This window comes from Elstera litoralis (genome assembly GCF_000963705.1).
Lineage (GTDB): Bacteria > Pseudomonadota > Alphaproteobacteria > Elsterales > Elsteraceae > Elstera > Elstera litoralis.
In genome coordinates this window covers 1-10,060 of record NZ_LAJY01000585.1, presented here as the reverse complement: position 1 = coordinate 10,060, position 10,060 = coordinate 1, and the positions used below count along the sequence as shown (strand labels likewise).

General features: G+C 66.4%; 13 protein-coding genes and 1 pseudogene. 7 read left to right on the top strand and 7 right to left on the bottom strand.

Annotation, left to right across the window (positions count from 1 at the left end; all coding sequences use genetic code 11):
* Positions 1 to 325, top strand: a 325-nt coding sequence (locus VZ95_RS25975) for a PilZ domain-containing protein (RefSeq protein ID WP_198148379.1), incomplete at its 5' end; no start/stop codon positions are given.
* A gap of 5 nt (positions 326 to 330) precedes the next feature.
* On the opposite strand, the gene VZ95_RS22395 is transcribed toward VZ95_RS25975, so the two are convergent.
* Entirely contained in the window at positions 331 to 1,122 is a 792-nt protein-coding gene (locus VZ95_RS22395; protein ID WP_198148378.1) for a glycosyltransferase family protein, read from the bottom strand.
* Complete coding sequence (locus VZ95_RS22390; protein ID WP_052711913.1) at positions 1,055 to 2,110, bottom strand: glycosyltransferase family protein; 1,056 nt, start codon at positions 2,108 to 2,110, stop codon at positions 1,055 to 1,057. The genes VZ95_RS22395 and VZ95_RS22390 overlap by 68 nt, the downstream gene beginning before the upstream one ends.
* Before the next feature lie 105 nt (positions 2,111 to 2,215).
* Here VZ95_RS22390 and VZ95_RS17855 point away from each other — a divergent pair, with 105 nt between their 5' ends.
* Genes VZ95_RS17855 through VZ95_RS17840 form a run of 5 tightly spaced genes read left to right on the top strand, consistent with a single transcriptional unit; the run spans position 2,216 to position 5,372 of the window.
* Positions 2,216 to 3,190 carry a zinc-dependent alcohol dehydrogenase gene (locus VZ95_RS17855; RefSeq protein ID WP_198148377.1) on the top strand — a complete coding sequence of 325 codons (975 nt, stop codon included), beginning with the start codon at positions 2,216 to 2,218 and terminating at the stop codon, positions 3,188 to 3,190.
* Positions 3,191 to 3,592, top strand: a complete 402-nt coding sequence (locus VZ95_RS17850; protein WP_045777059.1) for a 6-pyruvoyl trahydropterin synthase family protein — start codon at positions 3,191 to 3,193, stop codon at positions 3,590 to 3,592.
* Positions 3,589 to 3,795, top strand: a complete 207-nt coding sequence (locus tag VZ95_RS24400) for a hypothetical protein (protein ID WP_156995384.1) — start codon at positions 3,589 to 3,591, stop codon at positions 3,793 to 3,795. Before VZ95_RS17850 ends, VZ95_RS24400 begins: the two co-directional genes overlap by 4 nt.
* A 7-nt stretch (positions 3,796 to 3,802) precedes the next feature.
* Positions 3,803 to 4,666 carry a glycosyltransferase family 4 protein gene (locus VZ95_RS17845; protein ID WP_052711912.1) on the top strand — a complete coding sequence of 288 codons (864 nt, stop codon included), beginning with the start codon at positions 3,803 to 3,805 and terminating at the stop codon, positions 4,664 to 4,666.
* Complete coding sequence (locus VZ95_RS17840) at positions 4,602 to 5,372, top strand: class I SAM-dependent methyltransferase (RefSeq protein ID WP_045777058.1); 771 nt, start codon at positions 4,602 to 4,604, stop codon at positions 5,370 to 5,372. Before VZ95_RS17845 ends, VZ95_RS17840 begins: the two co-directional genes overlap by 65 nt.
* On the opposite strand, the gene VZ95_RS17835 is transcribed toward VZ95_RS17840, so the two are convergent.
* Positions 5,369 to 5,896: a cytochrome b gene (locus VZ95_RS17835; protein WP_045777057.1), complete on the bottom strand. Its 528-nt coding sequence runs from the start codon at positions 5,894 to 5,896 to the stop codon at positions 5,369 to 5,371. The genes VZ95_RS17840 and VZ95_RS17835 overlap by 4 nt on opposite strands.
* The gene (locus VZ95_RS17830; RefSeq protein ID WP_084627894.1) at positions 5,893 to 6,672 is read right to left on the bottom strand and encodes a RibD family protein; all 780 of its coding nucleotides are present in this window, start codon (positions 6,670 to 6,672) and stop codon (positions 5,893 to 5,895) included. Before VZ95_RS17830 ends, VZ95_RS17835 begins: the two co-directional genes overlap by 4 nt.
* Positions 6,673 to 6,743: 71 nt before the next feature.
* On the opposite strand from VZ95_RS17830, the pseudogene cbiB reads away from it, so the two are divergent.
* Positions 6,744 to 7,634 (top strand): annotated as a pseudogene (gene cbiB / locus VZ95_RS17825) (adenosylcobinamide-phosphate synthase CbiB); the annotation flags it as partial.
* On the opposite strand, the gene VZ95_RS23285 reads toward cbiB, so the two are convergent.
* The 3 genes from VZ95_RS23285 to VZ95_RS25970 all read right to left on the bottom strand — a co-directional run.
* Positions 7,553 to 8,608 (bottom strand): aminotransferase class I/II-fold pyridoxal phosphate-dependent enzyme, encoded by a 1,056-nt coding sequence (locus VZ95_RS23285; RefSeq protein ID WP_084627893.1) that lies wholly within the window; start codon positions 8,606 to 8,608, stop codon positions 7,553 to 7,555. The pseudogene cbiB and the gene VZ95_RS23285 sit on opposite strands and share 82 nt — an antisense overlap.
* Positions 8,609 to 8,663: 55 nt before the next feature.
* Positions 8,664 to 9,473, bottom strand: coding sequence for an ABC transporter substrate-binding protein (locus VZ95_RS17815; RefSeq protein WP_045777055.1), 810 nt, complete (start codon positions 9,471 to 9,473; stop codon positions 8,664 to 8,666).
* Positions 9,454 to 10,060: PHA/PHB synthase family protein (locus VZ95_RS25970; RefSeq protein WP_198148376.1), on the bottom strand; the 607-nt coding region annotated here is incomplete at its 5' end. The genes VZ95_RS17815 and VZ95_RS25970, both read right to left, overlap by 20 nt.

Here is a 10,060-nt window from a genome sequence, read left to right as displayed (position 1 = left end):
GGAATATATGCATTCGCTGCGCCCGGAAGATAATCCGGATAAGGGCGACCCGATGAAGGTCACGATGAATTACCCGACGATCAATTGGTCGCTGTCGGGCATGCTGCTGGGCGAATATGATCCGCCCGACGATGTGAAACCCGATATGCAGTTGCGCGGGATCATCCGGACCGAGAAATCTCAGGAAAGCGGGATTTTTACCGCAAAGGTCGTGCGCGCCAACCCTGTGCGCCGCACGCTGGCGCTGGCCTTCACCTCGCTATCGTCGGAGCTTTTCGACATGCTGGAAGCGGGTATCAAAAAGCATCCGCCGATCGATATGTAATTGCCCTAGCGGGGGCCAATGGCCCCCGGCAGGCGATGAACCGGCGCATCGGGTGCGATTTCCTCCGGTATCGCCAGAATCCCCCAGCGGTGGCAGAGCGCGCCCAAACGGGGCGAGGCGGTCAGCACGCACAGCGGGATCGCAAGCAGATAGGCTGTGAGCAGCGGTGCCGCCCAGGGCAGTGCCCCCGGCGCGCCGATCCATAGCCCGAGACCGAAGAGGCTGCCGAACAAAGTCGGAAACCACAGCCCGCGCAGGGCCTGCCCCCAGCTAACCCGATAGCCTTGGCGCTGTTGCGCCTCCCAGCCCACAGCCTTGCCGAACAAGAGCCCGAACATGAAGCGGGTTTCGATCAGGCTGATGACCGGCGCGAACAGGGTCATCAACACCAATTCGATAAAAGCCCCGCCGACCAGCCGAACCGTGCCGCCGTAGCGCTGGCGCTCGCGGCGCTGGAGCAGCAGATCGATTACGCCCAGCAGTTTCGGCGCGAGGCTGAGGCTCATCATTGTGGCGAAAAGCCCAAGGCCGAGGTTGGCGGGATAGGGCTCGGGTCCGGCGGGCAGGTAAGCTTGCGCGAGGCCGAACAGCAGGAACCCCATCCAGGCGGGCGCGCCGACGTACATCAGAATCGCCAGCAGAATTTGAATGCGCGACGCAGGCCGCAGACCCGGAAATCCCAGCAGTTGAAAATACTGCATATTGCCCTGGCACCAGCGCAGATCGCGCTTAACGAAATCGGGCAGGGCGGGCGGGTTTTCCTCCCAGCTTGCGCCTTCCTCCGGCACGACGCGCACCTCGTATCCCGGCGCGGCGCAGCAGGGCGGCTTCGACCTGATCGTGCGAGAGGATGAGCCCGCCCAACGGCGGCGTGCCGGGTAGAACCGGCAGTTCGCAGTCGTCGCGGAACGGCGCGAGGCGGATCAGGGCGTTATGCCCCCAAAACGGCCCGCAGTCGCCCTGCCACCAGGCGCTTCCCATCGTGTAGGTCCGCATCCCTTGGCGCATGCCGAACTGAAAGGCGCGGGCGAAGAAACTCCCCGACGGCATCCCGACGACGAGGGTTTGCAGCAACCCGACCTGGGGGAAGGTTTGCAGGCTGCGCACCAATCGCAGGATTGGCGCCGCCCCCATTAAGCTGTCGGCATCGAGCGGCAGGAAAAAATCATAGCCCTCGCCGTAGCGATTGAGAAAATCACGAACATTCCCGGCCTTGAAGCCGGTATTTTCGGTACGCCGCCGATAAATAAGTTCTTCAGGATGCGATTCTTCCGCCTGCCACGCGGCAAAAGCCGCTTCTTCCGCTGCCGCCGCCTCTGGGCGGGCGCTGTCGGAGAGAAGATAGAAATGGAAGTGCCGGCCCCAACCGCTAGCCTCTAAATCGGCGCGCATCAGGCGCAGCCGGGCGATGACGGCGGCGGGATCTTCGTGGCGAATGGTCATCGTGATGGCTGTGCGCGTCGTGATCGGGCTGGTATCGCTCATCGGCACGAGGCGCGGATTGACGGCCTCGACCGGATCGATGCCGAGCCGCCCGGTTACATGCACCAGACCGAAGCCGATCAGCGCGTTCCAGAAGCCGAGCACGGTCCAGGGCAGGCTGAGGATAAAGCACACCAGCGCGCCCGCTTCCGCCCAACTCCAGCCGTTGACGCCGAGAATGCGCACCATCGTCGCCGTCACGGCGAGGCCGAGCCCAAGGCACAGCACGAGCATCAACCCACGCCGTAAGGGCAGCGACGGCGTGGCGTCGATGGTGGCGTCGGTCTGGGTCAGATCGGTCATTCTCTCTCTCAAGCGGCAGGAAAACGATGGCAGGGGGCTAGCAAAGGCGGAGGAGCTTTCTATAGTCCTTTCCGGCACAAAGCCGAAAGTAAGGAGTAACCGCGCGTGACCGAAACCGCCCTTGCCCTTTGGTACGTCGCACCGGGGGCGATGGATGCGCGCCCGGCGGCGCTTGGCGGCGGAAATCTTCGCCTGCGCACGCTTTTTTCCGGCGTCAGTCGCGGCACCGAACGGTTGGTGCTGAACGGGCAGGTTCCGGCCAGCGAAGCCCAGCGCATGCGCGTGCCGGGCCAGGAGGGCGATTTCCCCTTTCCGGTCAAATACGGCTATTGCTGCGTCGCCGAAGTGGTCGACGGGCCGGAGGATTGGACCGGCGCGCGCGTCTTCACCCTGCACCCGCATCAGACCGTCTTTCAGGCCGAGGCGGATCGGGTAACGCGGCTGCCGCCCGATCTGCCGCCGGCGCGGGCCGTGCTGGCCGCCAATATGGAAACGGCGCTGAATGCGCTGTGGGATTCGGGTGCAGGACCGGCGGACCGCATCGCTATCGTTGGCGGCGGCTCGGTCGGGCTCTTGATCGCGGCGCTGGCGGCGGGCCTACCGGGCGCGCGGGTAACGCTGATCGATCCGGACCCGGCGCGGCAGGCCCTGGCGGCTCGGTTCGGCGTGGGCTCAAACGCGGAGGAGGCACAAGGGGCCGATGTGGTGTTCCACGCCTCGGGGGTTCCGGCGGCGCTGCAAACCGCACTCGATTTGGCGGGGCTGGAAGCCACGGTAGTGGAGCTGAGCTGGTACGGGGTCAAGCCGGTGTCGGTGGCGTTGGGCGGCGCATTTCATTCGCAGCGGCTGCGGCTGATTTCCTCCCAGGTTGGGCAGGTCTCGCCCAGCCGCCGGGCGCGCTGGAGCTATGGGCGGCGGCTTTCGGCGGCGCTCGATCTGCTGCGCGACGCGCGCTTCGATGCGCTGCTGTCCGAACCAATCGCCTTTGCGCAAGCATCCAAACGGCTGCCTGCTGCGTTAAAGGAGGGGGGCTCGGCCCTGATGCCCCTCATCGCCTATCCGTTGGAAGGACAAAGCTGAATGTTTGCGCTGGAAGTTCGCGACCATATGATGATCGCCCATAGTCTGCCGCGCCCGGTGTTCGGCCCGGCGCAAGGGCTGCACGGCGCGACCTTTATCGTCGATGTCGCCTTTTTCCGCCCCGAGTTGGACGCGGACAATCTAGTGGTCGATATTGGCCTTGCCTCGGTGGCGCTGAAGAAAATCCTTAGCCCCTTGACCTATCAGAACCTCGACAGCGTGCCGGAGCTTGCGGGCAAGATCACCACCACCGAGTTTCTGGCGCGCTATATTTTCGATCAAATGTGCGCGGCGGTGCAGGCGGGCGACCTCGGCCCCCACGCGGGCGGCCTTACGAAAATCCGCGTTAGCCTGGAGGAATCCCATATCGCCCGCGCTTGGTACGAAGGCGCGCTGGCGTGAGGGCCGTTTTCGTTTACCCCGGCGATCTCGATCAGCCGACGGGCGGCTATCGTTACGATGCGGCGCTGTTGCGCGCATGGGCCGCCGCCGGGGTGAACGTTGCGGCGATCAGCCTGCCGGGGGCTATCCCGCGCCGAGCCCGGCGGATCTTGCAGCGGCGGAAACCCTGCTGGCGACGGTCCCCGCCGAGGTGCCGATCTTGATCGACGCTTGGCCTTCGCCGTGTTGCCGGGGGCGTGGCTCGACCGGCTGGGGAAACGTTGGCAGGCGCTGATCCATCATCCGCTCTGCCTTGAAACCGGGCTCGATCCGGCGCGCGCGCTGAGCTTGAGGCCAGCGAGCGCGCGGCCTTGGCGCGGGCGGAACTGGTTGTCGTCACCAGCCGGGCGACGGGGGGCGACGCTGACCGCGCGTTTTGCGGTTCCTGCCGACAAAATCCTGCTCGCGCCGCCGGGGGTAACGCGCTATCGCCGATCAGCACCGCGCACGCCGCCGATGATTCTCACCGTTGGGGCGATCAGCCCGCGCAAGAATTTCGATGGATTGGTGACGGCGCTGGACGCGGTGCGCGATCTGCCGTGGACCGCCACGATCGTCGGCTCGGATGCGCATTCGCCCGAAACCGGGGCGGCGCTGCGGGCACAGGTTGCGGCGTTGGGGCTGACGGATCGGGTGCATCTCCCCGGCGCGCTGACGGGTCCCGCGCTGGAAACCGCTTATGCTGAAGCCTCCTTCTACGTTCATGCCGCCCATTACGAGGGGTTCGGCATGGCCTTGGCCGATGCTCTGGCCTCGGGCCTGCCAACCGTCGCCTCTATCGGCGGCGCAGTCGGCGATTGGCTGCCGGAAGGGGCGGCTTTGCGGGCAACGCCCGACGCCGCCACGCTTGCTGAAAACATGCGTCTATTGCTGACCGATTCCGATCTCGCAGAGCGCCTCGCCGCCGCCGGGCGGGCGATCGATTTTCCCACCTGGCTGGGAGCGCCGCTGCGGTTGCGGGGGCTTGGGCATGAGCGGCTTTTCCGCCGATTGGCTCGATCTGCGCGCCCCCGCCGATGCGGCCGCGCGGGATAAGGGGTTGCTGGAACAGGTGGCTGCTCTCACGCCGCGCCGGATTCTCGATTTAGGCTGTGGCACTGGGGCGATGCTGGCAACCCTGCGGCCCTACCTCGCCTCCGGCACCGCGTGGGTGTTGGTCGATGGCGATGCCGACCTGCTTGGGGAAGCCGAGTGCCGGGCGAACGGCCTGCGGCGGGAAGACCCCGGCCTCGCCGTCACCTGCCTGCACCGCAATCTCGTCGATGATCCGCTGCCCTTGGATGGCGCGCGCCCCGATCTGGTCACGGCAACGGCGCTGTTCGATCTCGTTTCGGCGGGCTGGTTAGACCAGTTTCTCGATGCGCTGGCGGCGCAGCGGCTGCCGCTCTATGCCGCCCTATCCTATGATGGGGAGATGCGCTGGGAGCCTGCGCATCCCCGCGATGCGACGATAACGGCGGCGTTCAATCGGCACCAGCGGTCCGAAAAAGGCTTCGGCGGCCCGGCGCTCGGCCCGGATGCGCCGCAAGCGATGCGGGCGGGGCTGGAAGCGCGCGGCTACCGGGTTTTCACCGCCGCGACACCCTGGCAGATCGGCGCCGATCAGGCGGCCCTACTATCGGCTCTGATCGATGGGATTGCGGGCGCGGTGCCGGAGGGGGATAGTTGGCGCGCCGTGCGGCAGCAGGAAACCCGCTTCGGCTATGTCGGCCATCAGGATGTTCTGGCGCTGCCCGCCTAAAACGGCCCCATCCGGTGCAGCAGCCCATCGCGCAGTACGAGTTGATGATAGAGCACGCCGAGGACGTGCAGGATAATCAGACCGATCAGCGTAAAAGCGCCGACTTCGTGCAGAAAGAACAATTGCGCCGCCAGCGCCTTATCGGGGCCGATGAGCGCGGGCAGCGTGATCTGACCGAAGAAAATCACCGGCGCGCCATAGGCGGAACTGCCCAGCCAACCGAGCACGGGCAGGGCGAGCAGAATCGCATAAAAGCCCAAGTGAACGATTTTGACGACCAGGGTCTGCACCGGCGGCATTCCCGGCGCGTCGGGGGGCAGCGGGCCGCGCCAACGCAGCCAGGCGCGCAGAATAATCAGCCCCAAGACAAGGATGCCGAACGAGCGGTGCAGATCGAACAGCCTATTCATCATCGCGCCGGGCTCGACGCGCCCCATGAAGAGGCCGAGAGCAATCGTGAGGACGATCAGCAGCCCCATCCCCCAATGGATGATTCTCAGCGCGGTGGGATACCGGTCGGTCATTCGGGTCTCTCCGGAAAAGCGCAATCGATGATAACATCGCCGCCGCACAGCGGGTAGGCGCGGGTGACGGGCCGGATGGCCCCGTCCAGATGGTCAATCGGCGGCAGCGTCAGCCCGGTCAGGCCCGAACCGATAATGAGCGGGCCGATCAGCAGATGCAGCCGGTCGAGCATCCCTGCCGCGAGGAAATGCGACAGCGTCGTCGCGCCCCCCTCCACCAAGAGGCGCTTGATGCCGACCGTGCGCAGCAGCGCAAGAAGGGCGCTCGGCGCAATCGCATCGCCCGGCCCACCGGGGAGCGGCAGAATTTCGACGCCCGCAGGCCGCGCCGTGGTGCCGCGCTGGAGCACGATGCGCCGCCCCGGTGTGTTCCAGAGCCGCGCACTGTTTGGCACGCGGCCATTGGGATCGAGCACAATCCGCGCCGGTTGCCCGCCCGGCACATGGCGGACGGTGAGCAGCGGATCATCGGCAATAACGGTGCCCGCGCCGACCAACACGCCATCGACCAGCGCGCGCAGGCAGTGCAGATGCGTTAAGGCCGCAGCCCCGTTGATATAATGGGAATGGCCGGTTCGGGTGGCGATGCGCCCATCGAGCGACTGGCCTAACTGGCCGATCACCAGCGGCGCGGTGCCGAGCAACGGTTCGAAAATCTGCGACAGGCTACAGGCGGGATCGATGCCGCGCGGTGCCGAATGCCGGTGCCGCTCCAGCAGCGCCGTCCAGCGCGCTAGCGGAAACTCGGTCTCATCGGCGGCGGCGAGGCTATCCATGTGCATAAACCTAGTGCGGGTGAGACCAAAAGGACAGTGCAGGCGGAAGCTCGGCGCATTACATTTTGGCGATGCCGGACACCTACTTTCCCCTCCTTCTACTTCTGGCCGCGATTTTAGATGCAATCGTCGGCGATCCGCCGGGACTATGGCGGCGGGTGCCGCATCCGGTCGTGTGGATTGGTCGGCTGATCGCCGGGACGGAACGCGGGCTTAATCGCGGCGGCGCGGTGCTTCGGCGTAGTGCGGGTGTGCTGGCGCTGGGGCTGTGGTTGGCGTTGGGCGTTGGCGGAAGTCTGCTGCTGCTGGCGCTCCTCCCGCCCTGGGCCGGGGCGGGGCTAACGCTGCTCGGCGGTGCAATTCTGCTGGCGCAACGCTCGCTGGCCGATCATGTGCGGGCGGTGGCCGATGGGCTGGATCTTTCCTTGGACGCGGGCCGGGCGGCGGTATCGCAGATCGTCGGGCGCGACCCGGAATCGCTCGATAGTGCGGGGGTAGCGCGGGCGGCGGTGGAATCGGCGGCGGAGAATTTTTCCGATGGGTTTGTCGCGCCGCTGTTCTGGTTCGCGCTGTTCGGCCTGCCCGGGATCGTCGGCTATAAAATCATCAATACCGCCGATAGTATGGTGGGCCATCTCAGCCCGCGCTATGCCGCCTTCGGTTGGGCCTCGGCGCGGCTCGATGATCTAGTGAACCTCATCCCGGCACGGCTGAGTGGGGCGCTGATTATCCTGGTGGCGATGCTGACGCTGGGGTTCGACGGGCGGCAGGCGGGGCGGGCGATGCTTGAGGATGCGCGCCGTCACCGCTCGCCCAATGCCGGATGGCCGGAAGCGGCGATGGCCGGGGCCTTGGGCCTCGCGCTCGCCGGGCCGCGCCGCTATGGGGCGGAGATCGTCGCGGACGCCTGGATGAATATGGCGGGTCGGCGTGAGGCAACCGCTGCCGATATTCGGCGCGCGGTACGGGTAATGCAGTGGGCGGCGGCGCTGGCGGTGGTACTCGCCGTTACTTGGGGCCGCCGCGCTGACCTAAGCGCGGTCACCAACCGCAGCCGCGCCGCTGCCGAGGGCGGCAGGCCGAGGCGCAGCCATTGCGGGCGATGGGCGAAGGCGCGCACTAGAATTCCGCGCAGGCCCAAGTGTGCCGCGATATCGTGGGCGTCGGGGGTTTCGGTGAGGCAGAAAAAATCGGTCTCGCCGATCACCGTCAGCCCCGCCGCCGTTAGGCTTTCGGCCAGCAGCGCGCTTTCCCGTCGTAATCGCAGGCGGGTTTGTTGCTGCCACGCCTGATCCTCCAGCGCCAACCGCCCCCAAGCGAGGGCGGGGCCACCGAGGCTCCAGGCCCCTAGCAGGGTCTCCAGCGGGGCCGTGATCGTCGGATCGCCCGTAACGAACCCCAACCGCACCCCGGCCAGCCCGAAGAATTTGCCGAAGGAGCGCAGCCGCACGATCCGAGGAACCACCGCTTGCGGTTCGGGATCGGCGCTATCGGCATAGGCTTCGTCGATGACGATCAGCCGATAGCGTTCGGCCAGTGCGGCTTCGCCTATTTCCAGATAGAGATCGCCGGTGGGGTTATTCGGGCGGCAGAAGACCAGCACATCGGCGGCGGCTGGCGTTTCTGCCTCGAAAACTTCATGCCCTGCCGCTTCCCATCCGGCGCGATGGCCGCCATAGGTCGGCCCCAGCAGGCAAGTTTTCCCCGGCGGAAGCAAACGCGGGAGTAGATGAATGGCGGCTTCGGTTCCCGGCACAGCGGCAAGCCCGGCGTCCGGCGGCAGGCGATAGGCGGCGCGGGCTGCCTCCAGCAGGGCCGCGCGGTCAGCGGGCGTCGGCAGACGAGTGAGGGCGCTTTTCGGTAGCGGCGGCGCGTGCCAGGGCCACGGATTGATGCCGGTCGAAAGATCGAGCCAGCCTCCCTGCACTTGGGCCATTGGGCACGGGCGGCGGCCAAATCGCCGCCGTGATGGAGAAGCGCCGGGGGCAGCATTAGGGCCGATGCTGAACCAGCGCCTGCGCCGCCGCCGCTAGGCTCGGCCCGGCGCAGATCCAGGCGGCAGTCGGCACGCGCACGCGTTCGGCGGCCAGGGCGGCGAGGGCGGGATGAGTGACGATAGCCTGGGCGCGCGAAGTGGCAGTGTTCATGTGATCGTCGATCACCAGCACGTCGGGTTTTGCCGCCAGAACCGCTTCGACGGAGACGGCTCCGCCGCGCACAACGCCCAGGCTTGCCGCGAGATTGCGATAACCGACCGCCTCTAGAATCTCACCACTGACCGATTTAGCGCCGGAGGTATAGCCGTTGGGCCGCCAGATCAGCGCCGTTTGCGGCACGGTGGCGGTCCGTGCTTTTGCGTCGGCCAGATCGGCGGTGAGGCGCGCGACCATTGCTTCCCCGGCCTCCGGCACCTCTAGCCGGGCGGCGAGGGCACGGATCATCGCGGCGGTCGCGTCCAACCCTTCGGGCGAGGGCAGGCGGTGGACGGCAATCCCCTGCCGGGCGACGATTTCCGCCGCTTTGCGCTCGCGGAAACTGCCGGCGACCACCAGATCGGGGCGCTGACGGATCACGTCTTCGGCACTCTGCGTCACGACGGGAAGCCCGCGCGCCTGCGCAAACGCCGCCGAGAGCGTCGGATCGGCCGCCAGCGGCGAGACGGCGGCGACGCGGTCGCGCGGCAGGAGCCCCAAGACCAGTTGATCGGCGCAGAGATTGGTCGAAACCACCCGCTGCGGCGCGGCGGCGGCGGGGCCGATGAGGACCGCCACCACCCCCAGACTAAGAACGAACTTTAACATAGGTTCCCGGTGCCGCGTCCAAAGCAGGATGTTTTTCCGATCCCGGCGTGCGGGCCGGAATTTCCGCCCCCGAATGGCCTCTGATCCACTCGCGCCACGTCGGCCACCAGGAGCCGGGGCGCTGTTCGGCCCCTTCCAACCACGCATCGGGCGTCGGCGGGCAGTCCGGGCGGACCCAATGGGCGTATTTATTCGCGGCGGGCGGATTGACGATCCCGGCGATATGGCCGGAGCCTGCCAGCAGGAATTGCACCGGCCCACTGTAAAGCTGCGTGCCCGCGTAAGTGCTTTTCCACGGCGCGATATGATCTTCGCGCGTCGAGACGATCAGCGTCGGTACCTTCACTTTACGCAGGTCAATCTTCACACCGTCGAGTTCGATGCCGCCCGGCTCGACCAGAAGATTTTCCTGATACATTTTGCGCAAGTAGAAACTATGCATGGCGGCGGGCATGCGCGTGGAATCGCCGTTCCAATAGAGCAGATCGAAGGGGAACGGGTCTTTCCCGAGCAGGTAGTTATTCACCACGAACGACCAAATGAGATCATTCGCGCGCAGCATATTGAAGCTATTGGCCATATCGCGG